Annotated in this window: 11 protein-coding genes; 2 read left to right on the top strand and 9 right to left on the bottom strand. The window is 68.9% G+C overall.

Annotated elements, in window-relative coordinates:
• Positions 1 to 61 precede the first annotated feature (61 nt).
• Entirely contained in the window at positions 62 to 1165 is a 1104-nt protein-coding gene (locus BM013_RS29520) for an AraC family transcriptional regulator (protein WP_093131727.1), read from the top strand.
• On the opposite strand, the gene BM013_RS29515 is transcribed toward BM013_RS29520, so the two are convergent.
• Positions 1131 to 7211 (bottom strand): autotransporter outer membrane beta-barrel domain-containing protein, encoded by a 6081-nt coding sequence (locus BM013_RS29515; protein WP_093131725.1) that lies wholly within the window; start codon positions 7209 to 7211, stop codon positions 1131 to 1133. The genes BM013_RS29520 and BM013_RS29515 overlap by 35 nt on opposite strands.
• A gap of 285 nt (positions 7212 to 7496) precedes the next feature.
• Here BM013_RS29515 and BM013_RS29510 point away from each other — a divergent pair, with 285 nt between their 5' ends.
• Positions 7497 to 8075, top strand: a complete 579-nt coding sequence (locus BM013_RS29510) for a GbsR/MarR family transcriptional regulator (protein WP_093131723.1) — start codon at positions 7497 to 7499, stop codon at positions 8073 to 8075.
• A 43-nt stretch (positions 8076 to 8118) separates the two neighbouring features.
• Here BM013_RS29510 and cydX read toward each other — a convergent pair whose 3' ends face one another.
• The 8 genes from cydX to BM013_RS29470 form a co-directional block, all read right to left on the bottom strand.
• Positions 8119 to 8268 carry a cytochrome bd-I oxidase subunit CydX gene (cydX, locus tag BM013_RS29505; protein ID WP_093131721.1) on the bottom strand — a complete coding sequence of 50 codons (150 nt, stop codon included), beginning with the start codon at positions 8266 to 8268 and terminating at the stop codon, positions 8119 to 8121.
• 14 nt (positions 8269 to 8282) lie between these two features.
• On the bottom strand, positions 8283 to 9437 hold the full coding sequence (gene cydB, locus BM013_RS29500) for a cytochrome d ubiquinol oxidase subunit II (RefSeq protein ID WP_093131719.1): 1155 nt from the start codon (positions 9435 to 9437) through the stop codon (positions 8283 to 8285).
• Positions 9434 to 11062: a cytochrome ubiquinol oxidase subunit I gene (locus tag BM013_RS29495; RefSeq protein WP_093131717.1), complete on the bottom strand. Its 1629-nt coding sequence runs from the start codon at positions 11060 to 11062 to the stop codon at positions 9434 to 9436. Before BM013_RS29495 ends, cydB begins: the two co-directional genes overlap by 4 nt.
• A gap of 40 nt (positions 11063 to 11102) precedes the next feature.
• Positions 11103 to 12812, bottom strand: a complete 1710-nt coding sequence (gene cydC, locus BM013_RS29490) for a thiol reductant ABC exporter subunit CydC (protein WP_093131715.1) — start codon at positions 12810 to 12812, stop codon at positions 11103 to 11105.
• Positions 12809 to 14515 carry a thiol reductant ABC exporter subunit CydD gene (gene cydD, locus BM013_RS29485; RefSeq protein WP_093131713.1) on the bottom strand — a complete coding sequence of 569 codons (1707 nt, stop codon included), beginning with the start codon at positions 14513 to 14515 and terminating at the stop codon, positions 12809 to 12811. Before cydD ends, cydC begins: the two co-directional genes overlap by 4 nt.
• Positions 14516 to 14671: 156 nt before the next feature.
• The gene (locus tag BM013_RS29480; protein ID WP_093131711.1) at positions 14672 to 15808 is read right to left on the bottom strand and encodes an acyltransferase family protein; all 1137 of its coding nucleotides are present in this window, start codon (positions 15806 to 15808) and stop codon (positions 14672 to 14674) included.
• Positions 15809 to 15864: 56 nt separating this feature from the next.
• Positions 15865 to 16827, bottom strand: a complete 963-nt coding sequence (locus BM013_RS29475) for an NAD(P)H-dependent flavin oxidoreductase (RefSeq protein WP_093131709.1) — start codon at positions 16825 to 16827, stop codon at positions 15865 to 15867.
• 104 nt (positions 16828 to 16931) lie between these two features.
• Positions 16932 to 17585: acyl-CoA dehydrogenase C-terminal domain-containing protein (locus BM013_RS29470; RefSeq protein ID WP_143098403.1), on the bottom strand; the 654-nt coding region annotated here is incomplete at its 5' end.

The following is a 17585-nucleotide window of genomic DNA, read 5'->3' as shown; positions in this document are numbered from 1 at the left end:
CACTGGCCGGCGATTGCACTTCGCTTCGATCGCATGGCAGAAAACGTCAATCGACAGATACATGCTGCAACCGCCCGTCACCATCCCGATCGTCTTCGTCAGCGGCATGCTGTCGGGCCTTCGCGCGCGCGGCGAGGCGGGCGCGGTGTGCATCGAAACGGCGCTGGAAGACGCGGGCATCGCGCCCGCGCTGCTCGAGGAGGCGGGCGCGCGCGTCACGGCCGAGCAGTACGTGGCGCTGTTCGCGCTGCTGATGGCGCGCATGGACGACGAGGCGCTGGGCTTCCTCTCGCGGCGCCTGCGCTGCGGCAGCTTCGCGCTGATGACGCGCTCCACGCTGGGCGCGCGCACCTTCGAGGTGGCGCTGCGCCGCGTGGCCCACACCTTCAGCCTGCTGCAGGACGACCTGTCGCTGGTGCTGCTGCGCGAAGGGCCGCTGGCGGGCTTCGGGCTGCAGCTGAACCACCCGCCGGCCCTGCACCAGAACTTTCTGCACGAGCTGATGCTGCGCGTGTACTGGCGGCTGTTCGCATGGCTGCACGGCGGCCGGCTGGTGGCGCGCCGCTTCGACTTCGGCTTTGCGCTGCCGCCCTACGCGGACGGCTACGCCAAGGTGTTCCCGGGGCCGCTGCAGTTCGGCCAGGCGCTGTCGGCCGTGTGGTTCGACGCCAGCGCGCTCGACACGCCGGTGCACCGCGACGCACAGGAAATGCAGGCGTTCCTGGCGGCCTCGCCGGCCAACGTGATCCTGCCGCGACAGGCCGAGCAGGCGGTGAGCGCACGCGTGCGCGCGGTGCTGCAGCAGCACCGCCCCGCATGGGCCGACCTGGCCACGGCGGCGGGCGTGCTGCACATGTCGCTCAGCACGCTGCAGCGGCACTTGGCAACCGAGGGCACCTCGTTCCAGGCGCTGAAGGACCAGCTGCGGCGCGACCTGGCCATCGTGCGGCTCAACACCAGCACGGTGCCGCTGGCGGCGCTGGCCGAGGAACTGGGCTTTGCCGACAGCGCGGCGTTCCAGCGGGCCTTCAAGGCCTGGACGGGCGGCGCGCCGGGGTCCTACCGGCGGCGCCGCGAGGCCGACTCGGCGGGCTCCGACGAGGAGCCCGCGGTTCAGCCCCTGGCGGCGGTTACCACTTCACCCGCACGCCCAGCGAGCCGTTGATCGAGCTCTTCACCTTGGCGTCGCCACCCGACGACCAGAGCTTGCCGATTTCGCCGTAGAGGCTGGTCGACTGGCTCAGGGCCAGCGTGAAGCCGCCGGCCAGCTCGGTGCTGGTGCTGCCGGTCGGCGCCGCGATGTCGGTCGTGGTCGTGCCGTTGACGAAGCGCGCGATGTCCGCGCCGCTCGAGGTCTTGTAGACGTTGAAGCGGCCGTACGGCTGCAGCGTGCCCATGCCGGTGTCGATCTGGCCCTTGACGCGAATGCCCGCGCGCGCGATCCAGCCGCTGTCGGCTTGCGGTTGCGCGATGGCGCCGGCAATGGCCGAGTTGCTCAGGTCCATGTGCTGGCTGATGAGCTGCAGCTGCGGCTCGACGCTCCAGCCGCTGGCACCGATCGGGAAGGCCTGGCCGACTTCGATGGAGCCCAAGAGGCTGTTGCCCTTGCCGCCGACGCCGGCGCTCAGCAGCGGCTCGACCGTGTAGCGGTGGCGGCCCGACTGCACCACGGCGTCGGCGTAGAAGCCGCTGTCGTTGGTGTAGGTGCCGTAGATGCCCACGTACTGGCTGCGCAGGTCGTTGCGGCCCACGTTCAGGTTCTGCACGCCGCTGGCGTAGCCGCGCACGCGCACGTCGCCGTCGAGCTGGCCGACGTAGATGCCGGCGCGCCAGTTGGGCGTGGCCAGCAGGTCGGTGCCGGCCTGGAAGCCGGTCAGGCGGCCCTTGCTGGTCGGGGAGACGGCGCCGCCCTGCTGGATGTCGATGTCGGTGGAGAGCACGCGGGCCCACGCGCGGCGGTCGGAACCGGTGGGCGCGGTGGCCGTGCCCTTCACGTCGTCGTCGCCCACGCGCTTGCGCACGTCGCCCAGCATCGCGAGGTTGCCCTGGCGCAGTTGGCTCGGCAGCGCCGCATACAGCGCGGCCTCGGGGCGGTAGTAGGTCACGCCCTTCTCCGCCGAGCGCAGGTACCAGTTCTCGCCCTGGCCCGCCGAGTCGGCGGCGTACAGGCGGTACTCGAACGCGCCGGCGTCCACGTGGCCGCCTGCGAGGCTGAAGGCGTCCTTGGTGGTCTGCGCGGTGGTCGTGCCGCCGTTCTGCGCGGTGATCACCTCGATGCCGTTGCCGTTGGTCAGCGCGCCCAGGCCGCCGGTGTTGGTGACCTGCACGCTGGTCTTGCCGCTGGCGGTGCCGCCGTTGATCACCAGGCGGTCGGACGGCGGGCCGTTGAAGTAGAGCGCGGTGCCCAGCTTCAGCACGCCGTTGTTGCCGACGTAGTTGCCGTTCACGGTCAGCGTGGTGCCGGGCACCGTGCCCACCAGCGACACGGTGCCGCTGTTGGCGAGCGAGGCCACGGTCTGGCTGAAGCCCGCGAGGTCGAGCGTGGCGCCCGCGGCCACGCTGTGCGCCGAAGCAGCGCTGAAGGTGTTGGCCGCGCCCGCCTTCAACGTGCCCTGCGCCACGTCGGTCGCGCCGGTGTAGCTGTTGGCGCCCGAGAGCGTCAGGGTGCCGGTGCCCTGCTTGGTGATGAAGCCGGCGCCGCTGATGGCGCCGCTCAGGCCGGCGTCCATCGCGCCGGTGTCGATGACCGGGTCGCTGTTGCCGGTGAAGCGGATCGCGTTGGTCAGCACCAGGCCGGTCACGCTGAAGCCCAGCGTGGTGCCGTCGTCCATCGCCAGTTCGCCGGTGCCCAGCGCCTGCGCGTTGGCGATGTTCAGCCGGCCCTTCTTCAGGGCCGTGCCGCCGGTGTAGGTGTTGGCGCCGGACAACGTGAGCGCGCCCGTGCCTTCCTTCACCAGCGAGCCACCCACCCCCGAGATGACGCCTGAAACTTCGGTGTCGGTGTTCAGGCCGCCGGTGGTCAGCGTCTTGGCGCCGAGCAGCACGCGGCCCGCGCCTTGCAGCGAGCCGATGTTGATGCCGGTGGCGCCCAGCTTGCTGATGCGCACGGTGCCGCCGGCGTTGTTCACCACCGTGGCCTTGTCGGCCGTGGTGTTGTCGAAGAAGTCGACCAGGCCGCCGCCCTGGTTGACCAGCGTCGCCTGCCCGGCCGAGCCGTTGTCCAGGAAGTCGGTGTGGCCGCCGGCAAAGTTGGTGATGCGCGCATTGCCCGCGCTGGCGTTGTTCCACACGGTGGTGCCGCCGCCGCGGTTCTCGATGGTGGCGCCGCCGGCCGTCGAGTTGCCCGCGAAGGTCACGTTGGCGTCGGTGGCGGTGACCAGCGTCGCGCTGCCGGCCGAGCTGTTGTCCTTGAACTCCGCGTAGCCGCCGTTGACGACGCCGTCGCGCGCCGCCATCGAGATGCGCAGGCTGCCCGCGTCGGCGTTGCCGCTGAAGCTCAGGCCGCCGCCGCCGTTCACGGCCACCGCGCCGGTGCCCAGCGCGCCGCTCACGGCCGCGTCGATCGTGCCGCCGTCGATCCGCGTGCCGCCGCCGTAGCTGTTGGCCACGGTGAGCTTGAGCTCGCCCGTGCCGGTCTTGCGCAGGCTGCCGGTGCCGCTCATGGTGCCGGCGTAGCTGCCGTTGGCGGCCTGCTCGAAGGTGACGTTGGCATCGTTGACGATGCCGCCCTGCAGGCTGGTGGTGTCGCCCTGCAGCACGCCGCCCTTCACGTGCGTGCCGCCGGTGTAGTTGTTGGCGCCGGTGAGCACCAGCGTGCCGTAGTCGTCCTTGGTGAGGCCGCCCGCGCCGGTGAGCACGGCGTTGATGGTGGCCTTCATGCTCGCGCCGGACGTGGTGCCGTCGCCGACCTTGACGATGGTGCTGGCGTTGCCGAGCGTGAGCGCGTCGCCGGTCACCACGTAGCCGTCGGTGAAGAACTGCGCGCCGCCGATGACGATGTTGCCGCCGCCGTTGTCCACGGTGACGGTGCCGGCCGTGCCGCCGAACATGGCGAAGCCGTTCTGCTTCCAGGCGGCGTTGAGCTTGCCGTCGGCATTGGCCCAGCCGTCGTTGGGCGCGCCGAGGCGCCAGGTGCCGCTGCCGCCGCCGGCGGTGCCGTCGTTGTACTTGCTTGCGTCGCTGCCGTCCCAGAAGGTGAGGCTCACGCCCGTGCTGTTGATCAGGTTCACCTCCTTGGCGATCGAGGTCTGCACGTACAGGTCGCCCGGCAGGGCCGGCGTGGTGCCGAGGTTCAGGACGTTGTCGGTCAGCGTGCCGGTGTACTTGATGAGACGGTACAGGCCGGGGCCGAAGCTGCCACCGGTCGACGGGGTCACGTTGAGCGTGCCGTCCAGCACCAGGTTGCCGTTGACCTTGACCAGGTCGCTCAGCAGGCTTTCGCCTGTGGCACCCAGCTCGTAGACCAGGAACGAGCCGCTGTTCAGGGTCAGGTCGCCGGTGGTCAGGGTGCCCGGGCTGTTGCCGGGGGCGAGCGAACCGCCGTCGGCGATGGTGACCGCACCCGTGACGATGCCGCTGCCGGCGAGCGTGGCGCCGCTTGCGACCTGCACGTTGCCCGTGCCGGTGGCGCTGCCGGTGGTGTTGTTCACGCTCAGCGTGCCGGCGTTCACCTGTGTGCCGCCGGTATAGGTGTTGACGCCCGAGAGCCTCAGCGTGCCGGAGCCGACCTTGACGAGGGAGCCGCCCACGCCGGAGATGACGCCGGAGACTTCGGTGCTGGTGTTCAGCCCGCCCGTGGTCAGCGCCTTCGTGCCGAGGAGCACATCGCCGGCGCCTTCGAGCGAACCGATCGCCGTGCCGGCTGCTGCGCTCAGACTGCTGATGTGAACCTTGCCGCCCGCCTTGTTCACTATGGTGGCCTGATCGGCCGTGGCGCTGTAGTTGAAGTCGATCTGGCCGCCGGTCTCGTTGGTGATCGTGGCCTGGCCGGCCGAGGAGGTGTCCCGGAAGTAGGTCGCGCCGCCCGCGAAGTTGGTGATGCGCGCGTTGCCGGCGGTGGCGCTGAACACGAACATGGTGTCACCACCGCGGTTCTCGAAGACGGCGTTGCCCGCGGTCGAGTCGTGATTGAACGTCACGCTGGAATAGGAGTTCGCGACGAAGGTGGCGTTGCCCGCCGAACTGTTGTTGTTGAACGCAACGTTGCCGATGTCGATGGAGGGACCGACGGGCGCTGCCAGGGTGATCTGCAGATTGCGCGCGTCCGCGGTACCGTTGAAGTTCAGGGTGGCGCCCGAGCTCACGGCCACCGCGCCGGTGCCCAGCGCGCCGCTGACCGCGGCGTTCACCGTGCCGGCGTTGATCGACGTGCCGCCTGCGTAGGTGTTGGCACTCGAGAGCGTCAACGTGCCCGCGCCAAACTTCGCCACACGGCCTGTGCCGCTGACGACGCCTGTGAAACTGGTGTTGTCCGACCGATTGAAGGCCAGCGTGCCGTTGTTCAGCACATTGCCGACGATGCTGCCGGAGGTGCCGCCGTTGCCGAGCTGCAGCGTGCCCGCGCTGACAGTCGTGCCGCCGCCGTAGGTGTTGGTGCCCGAAAGCGTCAGCGTGCCCGCGCCCGACTGCGTCACACGGCCTGTGCCGCTGACGACGCCGGTGAAACTGATGTCGTCCGACCGATTGAAGGCCAGCGCGCCGTTGTTCAGCACATTGCCGGCGATGCTGCCCGTGGTGCCGCCATTGCCGACCTGCAGCGTGCCCGCGCTGACGGTCGTGCCGCCGCTGTAGGTGTTGGCGCCCGCCAGCACCAGCGTGCCGCTGCCGTTCTTCGTCAGCGAGCCGTCACCCGACAGCGCGCCGAGCATCGCCAGCGAACTCTTGCCTTGCAGCGCGAGGTTCCCGCCGGCGGCGATGCTCACGTTGTTGTTCAGGGAAGTCACGGCCGAAGTCCAGTCGAGGCCGCCGGCGCCCGAAACCGTCAGCGCACCGCTGCCGAGTGCGGCTTCATGGCCGAGCAAGAGCTCGCTGGTAGCCAGCGTGACGCCGCCCGCCAAGCCGGTGTTGTTGCCCGAAAGGCTGCTCGTGGTGAGGCCGTTCACCACCAGCGAGCCCGCGCCGCTGATCACGTTCGCGAGCTTGGCGCCTTTGAGTTCGAGGATGGCCCCCGAATCGACCTGAACGGCTGCGGCGGCGCCAAGGCTGACCGCGGCCCCGACGCTGAGCGTTCCCTGCGCGACCGACACGTTGCCCGGTGCGAACGACGAACTGCCCGGCGAGGTCGTGCGATCCAGTTCCCAGCGGCCGGCGCCGACTTTCACGAGATTGCCCGTGAACGTCGTGTCTCCAGTCACCGCATTGGAGTACACCCCGGTGGTACCGCTCGCGCCGTCGAGCGTGAGCACCGAGTCGGCTCCCGCGATGTTGAGGTGCCCCGCGATCTGCCCCCCGGCGGCCAGGCGGACGTCGTTGGCACCGTCGGCGCCGAGGATCACGTTGCCGCTGATCTGGCTTGAATTGATCAGGGTCGTGGAGCCGAGCGTGCCGATGGCGGTGTTGGAGGCGGAAATCAGCGACCCGCTCTCGTTGGTGATCTTGGTGGTGCCGCCTTTCGAAATGATGGCGCTCAAGGCGCCTCCCATGATCTTGCTGCCTCCTGTATTCAGGATCTCCCCGCCGTCTTGCAGCAGGATGCCGTAGCTCCCCGTGCTGCCGATCGTGCCGCCCTGCTGGTTGATGACGGAGCTTCCCGTGTTGGCGAGGACGACACCGCCGTTGAAGCCGTAGGCATAGCCGCCGAAATTCTGGAACTTGCTGTTGGCGCCGGTCAGAGAAACGATGGCATCGCTTTGAATGACGCCGCTGGCGGTGTTGGTGACCGTCACGTTCGAATCGGTTGAAAGTGAATAGGCGCCGTACCCACTCTCCCTCAGGAGGCCGATGGTGCCTTCGTTGCGCAGTTCGGTGCCGGTCGCGACAAGGATGCTGCTGGCGGAGGCGCCGGTGCACACATTGATGCTGCCGCTCAGTGCGCAGTTGGCGAATGCAGGAGCGGCCGACCCGAACAGCGCTGCCGCCAGCAGCACGCCGGTCGCGCCGACCTTCGTGGTTGCGCTCGAGCCGCTGCGCTTGCCTCGCGCCTTGGTGGTTTCCGAAACGGCCACCCATGCGCCGATGGATGCATTCCACATGCTGCGGAAATTCGTGTTCATCTGATCTCCCCCGTCGTTTTTCTCTGCGCCCCAAAATCAGGGCCATGGCAAAAGCCGAATGCCGCATGGCTGATCCGCCGGCAACGCGCCACGTTTTGTCCCCTGACGCGCTCGCCGCGAGCGCCTGCCGCGCACCGAAACAGCGCAACCAGTCAGGGAGTGTTAATTTTTGTTAACTAAGTGTTTCAACAACATCCCCCGAACAGGGTATTCGTCCGGTTTTTCTTGCTTCTGGAGTTTTCGGAAACTTCCGGAATCACAGCAAGTCGGCGCGACAATCCGCGCATGGCCTCTTCCATCGACCTTCCCCCTCTCAACCGCCAGTTCGTCGCCCATTTCGGCGAGATGGGCAGCAAATGGGGCATCAACCGCACCGTCGGTCAGATCTACGCCTTGCTCTACCTGTCGGAGCGCGCGCTCAACGCCGACGAGATCGCCGAGCTGCTCGAGTTCTCGCGCTCGAACGTCAGCATGGGATTGAAGGAACTGCAGGCCTGGCGCCTGGTGCACCTGCGCCACCACCCCGGCGACCGTCGCGAATACTTCGAGGCGCCGTCGGACGTGTGGGAAATCTTTCGGGTGCTGGCCGAGGAGCGGCGCCGCCGCGAGATCGAACCCACGCTCTCGATGCTGCGCAACGCGCTGCTCGAGTCACCGACGAGCGACGCCGAACGTCACGCGCAGGAGCGCATGCGCGAGATGCACGACCTGATCGACCGGCTGATGAAGTGGTTCGACGACGTTCAGCGGCTCGCGCCCGAAACCGCCATGAAGCTCATGGGGATGGGCGCGACCGTGACGAAGGTGCTGACGCTCAAGGACCGCATCACGGGCGGCGGAGCGTCGAAGAAGAAGGCCGATTGAGGCCCGGGCCCGGGTCTGGGCCCGGGCTCGGGTCTCCGAAGAACTAGAGCCGCTCCTGCCCGTGAGGCGGCTCGGGCGTCTCGAGCTTGGCCTTGCGGACGGCGTCGTCGTCCATCAGCTCGTACCACATGGCGTTGAGCACGGCGAAGGCGGCTGCCAGCGGCAGGCCGAGGATCCAGGCGAAGTACCACATCTTTTTTTCTCCGTTCAGTACGCGTGTCCGCTCTCGTCGCGGATCGCTTGTTCGTCGACCTTGCCCCACAGCACGTGATACACCCAGGTGGTGTAGGCCACGATGATGGGAATGAAGAAGCCCGTGACCACCAGCATGATGAACAGCGTGAGGTGGCTCGACGACGAGTCCCACACCGTGAGGCTGGCGCGCGGATCGATCGACGACGGCAGGATGAACGGGAACATCGAGGCGCCCACGCTCAGGATGATGCCGGCAATGCCGAGCGCGGCGGTCAGCAGCGCGAGCACCGGCTTGCGCAACAGCAGGCCGAGCAATGCGCCCGATGCGCCGATGAAGCCCACGGCCGGCGCGGCCAGCGTCCACGGGTGCGCCGCGTAGTTGGCGGTCCATGCGCCGGCATGCAGCTCGACGGTCTTGAGCATCGGGTTCGACGGCCCCACCGCATCGACCACGCTGCTGATGCGGTAGCCGCCGATGCTCGTGGCGAGCAGCACGCCGGCCAGCGCATACAGCGCGATGGTGAGCACCGACGCGACCACGCCGTAGGTGCGCGCACGCTCGGCAACCGGCCCCGCGGTCTTCAGCAGCAGCCACGCCGCGCCGTGCATCACCAGCATCGCCACCGACACCAGCCCGCACAGGATGGCAAACGGATTCAGCAGGCCAAAAAAGCCGCCGTCGTAGAAGATGTGCATGTCCGCGCCGAAGCGGAACGGCACGCCCTGCAGCACGTTGCCCACGGCCACGCCGCAGATCAGCGCGGGCACGAAGCCGCTGAAGAACAGCACCCAGTCCCAGCGCGCGCGCCATTGCGCAGACTCGCGCTTGCTGCGGAACTTGAAGGCCACGGGCCGCAGGATGAGCGCCGTGAGAATCACGAACATCGCCAGGTAGAAGCCCGAGAAGGACACGGCGTACAGCTGCGGCCACGCCGCGAAGATCGCGCCGCCGCCCAGGATCAGCCACACCTGGTTGCCTTCCCACACCGGGCCCACGCTGTTGATGACGACGCGCCGCTCGATGTCGTTGCGCGCCGCAAAGGGCAGCAGCATGCCGCTGCCCAGGTCGAAGCCGTCGGTCACGGCGAAGCCCACCAGCAGCACGCCGATGAGCAGCCACCAGATGAAGCGCAGGGTGTCGTAGTCGAGAAGTGTGTGAAGAGTCATGCGGCGCTCCCGGTGGAGGGAATGGCGGCACCCGCGGTCGAACCCGTACCCGCATGTGCCGGCGGAATGTGCGAAAGCGTGTCGCCTTCGTCAGGCGCGTGCTCCGCCTGCGGCCCCTTGCGGATGGCCTTGAGCATCAGCTTCATCTCGATGACGAGCAGCACGGTGTAGATCGCGATGAAGCCCCCGAGCGTGAGCAGCAGCGTCTTCACGCCGAGGTTGGACACAGCCACCGCGGTCGGCAGCACGCCTTCGATCACCCACGGCTGGCGGCCGAACTCCGCCACCAGCCAGCCCGCCTCGATGGCGATCCACGGCAGCGGAATTGCCAGCACGGCGAGCTTGAGCAACCAGCGGTAGTTGTCGAGCTTGCGGCGCGCGGACAGCACGAAGAAGGTGCCGGTCAGCACGATCAGCAGCATGCCGATGCCCACCATCACGCGGAACAGCCAGAACAGCGGCGCCACCTGCGGCACGGTGTCCCACGCGGCCTTGGTGATCTGCTCGTCGGTGGCGGTGCGCGGGTCGTCCACGTAGCGCTTGAGCAGCAACGCGTAGCCCATGTTGATGCCGTTGTCCTCGAAGGCGTCGCGCACGCCTTGCGTCACCGGCGTCTTGCCGGCCTCGCGGATCTTCTGCAGCGCGTCGTAGGCCTTCAGGCCTTCGCGGATGCGGGCTTCGGCGCGCTTCACGAGCTCGTCGATGCCGGGCATCACGGTGTCCAGCGAGCGCGTGCCGATCAGGCCCATCACCCCCGGGATGTGGATGGCGTAGTGCGTCTCGCGCGCCTCCTGGTCGGGAAAGCCGATGACGGTGAAGGCAGCGGGCGCGGGTTGCGTTTCCCACATGGCCTCGATGGCGGCCAGCTTCATCTTCTGGTGTTCGCCCGACAGATAACCGCTCTCGTCGCCGAGCACGGCCACCGACAGCGCGGCAGCGAGACCGAACGAAGCGGCAACCGTCATCGAGCGCTTGGCGAGCTCGATGTGACGCCCCTTGAGCACGTACCAGGCCGACACGCCGAGCACGAACACGGCGGCGCACACATAGCCCGCGGACACGGTGTGCACGAACTTGGCCTGCGCCACCGGGTTGGTCAGCACCGCGGCGAAGTCGGTCACTTCCATGCGCATGGTCTGCGGGTTGAAGGCCGCGCCCACGGGGTTCTGCATCCAGCCGTTGGCAATGAGGATCCACAGCGCGGAGAAGTTCGAGCCGATGGCCACGGCCCAGGTCGCGACGAGGTGGCCGACCTTGGAGAGCTTGTCCCAGCCGAAGAAGAACAGGCCGACGAAGGTGGCCTCCATGAAGAAGGCCATGAGCCCTTCGATGGCCAGTGGCGCACCGAAGATGTCGCCCACGTAGTGGCTGTAGTAGCTCCAGTTCATGCCGAACTGGAACTCCATCACGATGCCGGTGGCCACGCCCATCGCGAAGTTGATGCCGAACAGCACGCCCCAGAATTTCGTCATGTCGCGCCAGATCACGCGCCCGGTCATCACGTAGACCGTCTCCATGATGGCGAGGATGATCGAGAGCCCGAGCGTGAGCGGCACGAACAGGAAGTGATACAGCGCCGTCACGGCGAACTGCAGGCGCGATAGCGCAACGATGTCGAGGTCCATGGGTCTTCCTTTTGTGGTCCCTGTTTTCTTTTTTCTGAAATCAATCGGGGCGCAGGCTGCGCAGTGCGGCGTCGAAGGCATCGCTGCCGCGCCGGATGTCGAAAACGATGCGCCCCTGCCGCATGCACACCAAGCGGTCGGCCAGCGCGGCCTCGCGGCGCAGGTGCGTGGCGATCAGCAAGGTGCGCGCGCCGGCGTGCTGTGCGAGGCGCTGCAGCACGTCGTGCGCGGTGGCGGCGTCGAGGGCTTCGGTGGGTTCGTCGAGCAGCCAGAGCGGCACGGGGCGCAGCAGCAGGCGGGCCAGGGCGAGGCGCCGCGACTGGCCGCCCGACAGGCCGAGGCCGCCTTCGCCGAGGCGCGTGCCGAGCCCTGCGGGCATGGCGCGCACGTCGCTGTCGAGGCCCGCGGCATGGAGCACGGCGTGCAGTTGTTCGTCGGTGGCGCCGGGCGCGGCGAGACGGAGGTTGTCGCGCAGGCTGTCCTGGAAGAGTTCGGTGCGCTGCGTCAGCAGGCAGGCAGGCTGAGCGCTCGCATGGCCCGACTGCGGCGTGATCTCGCCCGCGATGGCGGCGAGCAGCGTCGACTTGCCGGCACCGCTCGCGCCGATCAGCGCGACGCGCTCGCCGGGCATGACGGTCAGCGACAGGTCGCTCAGCACCGGCGTGCGACTGCCAGGGTGCGCCACGCTGACGCCCTGGACGCGCAGCGCGAAAGAGGTTTCTTCCTCGATGCTCGTGGCTTCTTGCGCGTCGTCTGCCATGCGTGGCGCAAGACGGCGCACCGCCAGCCAGGTGCGCCCTGCATCGAGTGCGCCTCGCCGCAATGCCGCGAACGGCTCGGTGGCGGTGAGCGCGATCAGCAAGGCCAGCGCAGCAGCCGGCGCGCCGATCACGCCTTCGCTCACCAGCGCACCGACGGCCAGCAGCGTGCCCACCAGCGTCAGCGTGCCGGCGCTGCCGTAGGCCAGACCGGCCACGGCTTCGAGCTTGTTCAGTGCCAGGTCGGCCTTGGCGAGATGCATGTCGGCGCTCATCACCGCATTGCGCTGCGCATCGATGCGGCCCGCCATGACGAGATCGGTCTGCCCCGCCACGAGGTCGACGGCACGTGCGCGCAAAGCCTCGATGGCATGGGCGCGCTGCACGGCGGGCCAGCGCGCGCGCCGCGCGACGGCGAAGGCGATGCCCCACCCGGCCGTAACCAGCCAGAGCGTCAACGCCAGGCCCATTCCGGCGTGCATGAAGCCGAGCACCGTGCCGGCCAGCAACGCGGCGCCCAGCGCGGCGGCGGCGGGCACGAACAGGCGCAGGTAGAGCGACTCCAGCGCATCGATGTCGGACGTGAGGCGAAACAGCAGCCGCGCCGGACGCATCAGCAGTTCACGCGCGGCCTCGGCCCGGGCCCAGCCGCGGAACAGCCGCACGCGTAGCGCGGCGAGCACGGCGAAGGTGGCGTCGTGCGTCACGAGCCGCTCGCCGTAGCGCGATGCCGTGCGGCCCAGCGCCAGCAGGCGGATGCCGGCCGATGGCATGAACACGTCGAAGGTGAAGGCCGTGGCGGCATGCAGGCCGGCCAGCGCGGTCGCGGTGATGAACCAGCCGGAGAGGCCCAGCAGCGCCATTCCGGTGAGCACGGTCAGGGCTGCGAGCAGGCAACCGAGCAGCAGCGGGCGCGGCTGTTCGGCGAGGAAGGGACGCAGCACGAGACGCAGCTCGCGCCAGTGGATGGCCGTGGAAGCGGGCGTCTTCATGCGGCTTCCCTCAACTTGTCGAGCTTCTCGATCGACCCGGCACCGAGGCACACCGCGCGGTGCATGCGCGAGGCGAGCACCGGGTCGTGCGTGGCGACGACGAGGGTCTTGCCGCGCGCCAGTTGCACCAGTGCGTCGGTCACGCGCGCGGCGGTTTCGGTGTCTAGGTGCGCTGTGGGCTCGTCCACCAGCAGCAGGTCGGCATGCGGATGAACGGCGACGCGCGCGAGCGCGAGGCGCACGGCTTCGCCGCCCGAGAGACCGTGCCCGCCCTCTCCCAGGGACACGCCCGGGTGCGCCTGTGTCACCTCACCGAGCGCCGCGAAACGCATCGCGTCGGCGACCCGCGGGGTGTCGATGTCCGCGCGCCCCAACGCCACGTTGGCCGCGACCGAGCCGGCGAACACGTGTGGCGCTTGCCCCATCCATCCGATGCGTTGGCGCAATGCCGCGACGGTGTGGCCGGTGAGCGGCACGCCGCCGATCACGATCTCGCCGCGGTCTGCCGGAAGCAGGCCCGCGATCAGCGACAGCAGCGCCGTCTTGCCCGCGCCGCTGGCGCCCATCAGCGCGACATGCTCGCCGGGAGCGACGCGCAGCTCGAAGCCCTCGACGACCTTCCGCGCTTCGCCGGGCCAGGCGAAGTGCAGGTCGTGGATCGCAAGCGCCGGTGCGGCGCCCGGCGCGCCTGTGGTCGCGCGGGTCAGCGAGGCGTTCGCGCCCGGCAGCGGCAGCGCGTTGTGTTGCAGCTGTTCGAGCGATTGCAAGGCCGCCTCGCCCGCCGCGCGGTCGTGCCACACGGCCGACAACTCGCGCAGCGGCTCGAAGAAGGCCGGGGCCAGCAGCAGCACGAAGAGCCCTTCGCCCAGGCTCAGTTGGTGGCCCCAGGTGCCGAAGCCGAGCGTGCCCAGCAGGTGAAAGCCGACATACGCCGCGACCATCGCCACGCCCAGCGCGGAGAACAGTTCGAGCACGGCCGACGAGAGGAAGGCGATGCGCAGCACCGCCATCGTGCGCGTGCGCAGTGATTGCGCGGCATCGCCGAGCCGCTGCGCCGTGGCGTCCACCGCATCGAGCGCGCGCAGGGTCGCGAGGCCGCGCAGGCGGTCGAGCAGAAAGGCGTTCATGCCGCCGAGTTCGACCATCTGCGCTTCGCTCGCGGCCTTGGCGCGCCAGCCGACGATGGCCATGAAGATGGGAATGAGCGGCGCCGCGACCAGCAGCACCAGCGCCGCCACCCACGAAAAAGCAGCGACTGCGACCAGGATGACCAGCGGCACGGCCGTGGCACGCCAGCGCGCCGGCTGGTAGCGCACGAGGTACGGCACGAGCGCCTCGGCCTGCTCGGCGAGCACGCTGGCGGCGAGGCCCGAAGGAGCGCGGCTGCGGTCCAGCGGTGAACCGGCGGCCAGCGCCGCGGTGGTCTGCGCACGCAGCGCCGTGAGCTGCGCCCGTGCGCGGCCGAAGGTCCGGCGCGAGCCCCAGGCCTCGCAAGCCGCCCGCAACACGCCGAGCAAGAGGATCAGTCCGGCCGGCCAGACCACGGCTGAAAAACCCCGCCCCGACGCCAACCCCTGCACCGCCATCGCCAGCAGTGCGGCCTGCGGCAGCCAGAACAGCGCGGCGGCGCCCTGCACCACCCCGCCGATGTCAGGCGACGCGAAAGCACGCAATGGCGATCGTGATGGCGGGTGCTTGGTCATTCCTTGGTTTCGTGAATTTTCAGTATTTACTGAAATCTCCACAATTCTATCGGAGGCGGACACGGCTGACGAGCCTCGGAGCGTGCGCGCTCCGGGACTTGAAAGCAACCGTTTGAGAAAAATCAAGCCACGGCGCCGCAGCGGGCGCCGCGACGCTCAGTGCGAAACGACCAGGCCGCTGATGACCAGTGCGGCAAAAAGCGCGAACACCGCGCGCCACGAGGCCTGGCGTGTTTCCACCCAGCGGTAGAGCAGCGCCGCCGCGCCCACCGACAGCGCGAAGGTGGCCACCAGACCGGCGGCATCGAACCACGCGCCGTGCGGCCCGGCGTTGGCGACCGCCGCGTTCATGGCGAGCAGCACCGGAAAGTGGATCAGGAACAGCGAGTACGACATGCGCCCCAGTCGCTGCAACGGCACCGCCACCGTCGGCCAGTGCGGCGGCGACAGCCAATGCCGGCGCTGCGCGATGGCCAGCAACAGCGCCGTGACCAGCGCGGTCGCGATGCGGCTGCGCCAGTCGATGGCCAACGCGCCCGCGCCCACCAGCACCAGCAGCGCGAGGGCGCTTTGCCAGGTGCTGAAGCGCGTTGCGCGCCCGATCCAGAACACCAGCATGCCGAGGCCGTAGGTGCCGAAGAAGTAGAAAGCCGTGTCGTCCAACCGGGCATTGCGGTTGAAGAGCGCCAGCGATGTGATGGCCAGGCCGAGCACCAGCGCCACCGGCAGCCAGCGTGCCGATGCACTCAGTGGCGCGCCACCAGCGCCACTGGCGCCGCTCGCGCCGCTCGCGCGCTGCAGCAGCGTCGGCAAGCCGACCAGCGCCAGCGCCAAGGCGAACAACTGGAAGTCGATGGCCACGTACCAGACGCCGGTCGACAGCGACTCGTAGCCCAGCAGGTCCTGCAGCAGCAGGCCGTGCGCGATCAGCTGCCCGAAGGTGGGTGACGCAGGCACCACCTCTTCGTCGAGCCAGGGACGCACCACCGCCGCCACCAGCACGCAGACCGTGAGCGCGGCCAGGTACGGCATCACGAGCCGCCCGTAGCGCTGCAGGATGCGCGCCACCGGCCGGTCGACGCGCAGCATGCCATCGGGCGCGAGGCTGGCGGCCGCCAGGAAACCGGCGATCACGAGGAACACCTGCACCGCCAGGCGCCCCTGGTCGGACAGCCAGGCGAAGAGGTCAGGCGCGAGCGTGTACGCGCCGGCCGGCATCGGGCCGTAGCGTGAAAGATGATGCCCGACGATCACCGCACAGGCGATGCCCTTTGCCGCGTCGAGCAGCGGCATCCGTCCCAGCGATGACGACGGCGCGCCGGCAGGCGCCGCGCCGTTCGCTATCGAAGTCAAAGCGCGAGCCGCTGCCTTGCTTCCTGGTATTCGCGCTTGAGCTTCTCGATGAAGACCGCGGCGCTGGCCACTTCGGTCACGGCGCCGATGCCCTGGCCCGAGCCCCAGATGTCCTTCCAGGCCTTGGCCTTGCTGCCGTCGCCGCTGGCGAAGTTCATGGTCTTCAGGTCGCCTTCGGGCAGGTTCGTGGGGTCCATGCCGGCCGCGACGATGCTGGGCGCGAGGTAGTTGCCGTGCACGCCGGTGAAGAGGTTCGAGTAGACGATGTCGTCCGAGTTGCCGTCGACGATGGCCTGCTTGTAGTCGTCGCTCGCGCGCGCTTCCTCGGTCGCGATGAAGGCCGTGCCGATGTAGGCGAAGTCGGCACCCATGGCCTGCGCGGCGAGCACCGCGCCGCCGGTGGCGATGGAGCCCGACAGCGCGATCGGGCCGTCGAACCACTGGCGGATTTCCTGCACCAGCGCGAACGGGCTCTTCACGCCCGCGTGGCCGCCGGCACCGGCCGCCACGGCGATGATGCCGTCGGCACCCTTCTCGATCGCCTTCTGCGCGAACTTGTTGTTGATGATGTCGTGCAGCGTGACGCCGCCGTAGCTGTGCACCGCGTCGTTCACGTCGGTGCGCGCGCCCAGCGAGGTGATGACGATCGGCACCTTGTACTTCACGACCATCTCCATGTCGTGGTCGAGGCGGTCGTTGCTCTTGTGCACGATCTGGTTGATCGCGAACGGCGCGGCGGGCTTGTCGGGGTTGGCCTTGTTGTAGGCCGCGAGCTCTTCGGTGATCTCGGCCAGCCAGTCTTCGAGCTGCGCCGCGGGGCGCGCGTTGAGCGCGGGCATCGAGCCGACCACGCCGGCCTTGCATTGCGCAATCACGAGCTTGGGGTTGCTGATGATGAACAGCGGCGAGCCGATGATCGGCAGCGGCAGGTTCGCGAGCACGGGGGGCAGCTTGGACATGGTGTCTCCGGGTTTGGTGTGTGCGGTTTTATAAGAGGAATCGGCTCGCGCACCGGTCGACTTAGCGACAAGCGGCGCGCGGGCTCAAAGGCGCGTGGCCGGCATCAGAACGCGTCGAGCGCCATCGCCGTGACGCTCTCGGCGCCGTCGACGATGCTGTCGCGAAGGCCCGGCACCTTGTTCAGGATGTGCTCGGCATAGAAGCGCGCGGTGGCGATCTTGGCCAGCATGAAGTCGGTGTCGAAGCTGCGCGAGGCGAGGTCCTGCGCAATGATCAGCGAGCGCGCCAGCTGCCAGCCGGCCACCAGGTTGCCCGCGAGCATCAGGTAGGGCACGCTGCCCGAGAACACCGCGTTGGGCGAAGCCTTGGTCTGGCCCGCGACGAAGTCGACCACGTCGATGAACGCCAGGCGCGCGGCCGTCAGGCGCTTGCGCACGGCGGCGGCTGCGGGGTGGTCGCTCTTGGCGAGCTCGGCTTCGGTCTTCTCGATCTGCGCGGCGATGGCCTTGGCCGTCTGGCCGCCGTCGCGCGCCGTCTTGCGGCCCACGAGGTCGTTGGCCTGGATGGCGGTGGTGCCTTCGTAGATCGTCAGGATCTTGGCGTCGCGGTAGTACTGCGCCGCGCCCGTCTCCTCGATGAAGCCCATGCCGCCGTGCACCTGCACGCCCAGCGAGGTCACCTCCAGGCTCATCTCGGTGCTGTAGCCCTTCACCAGCGGCACCATGAATTCGTAGAAGGCCTGGTTCTGCTTGCGCGC

The sequence above is a fragment of the Variovorax sp. OK605 genome, assembly GCF_900115445.1.
Lineage (GTDB): Bacteria > Pseudomonadota > Gammaproteobacteria > Burkholderiales > Burkholderiaceae_C > Variovorax.
The sequence above is the reverse complement of the archived record's forward strand: the minus strand, read 5'-3'. Positions and strand labels throughout refer to the sequence as shown.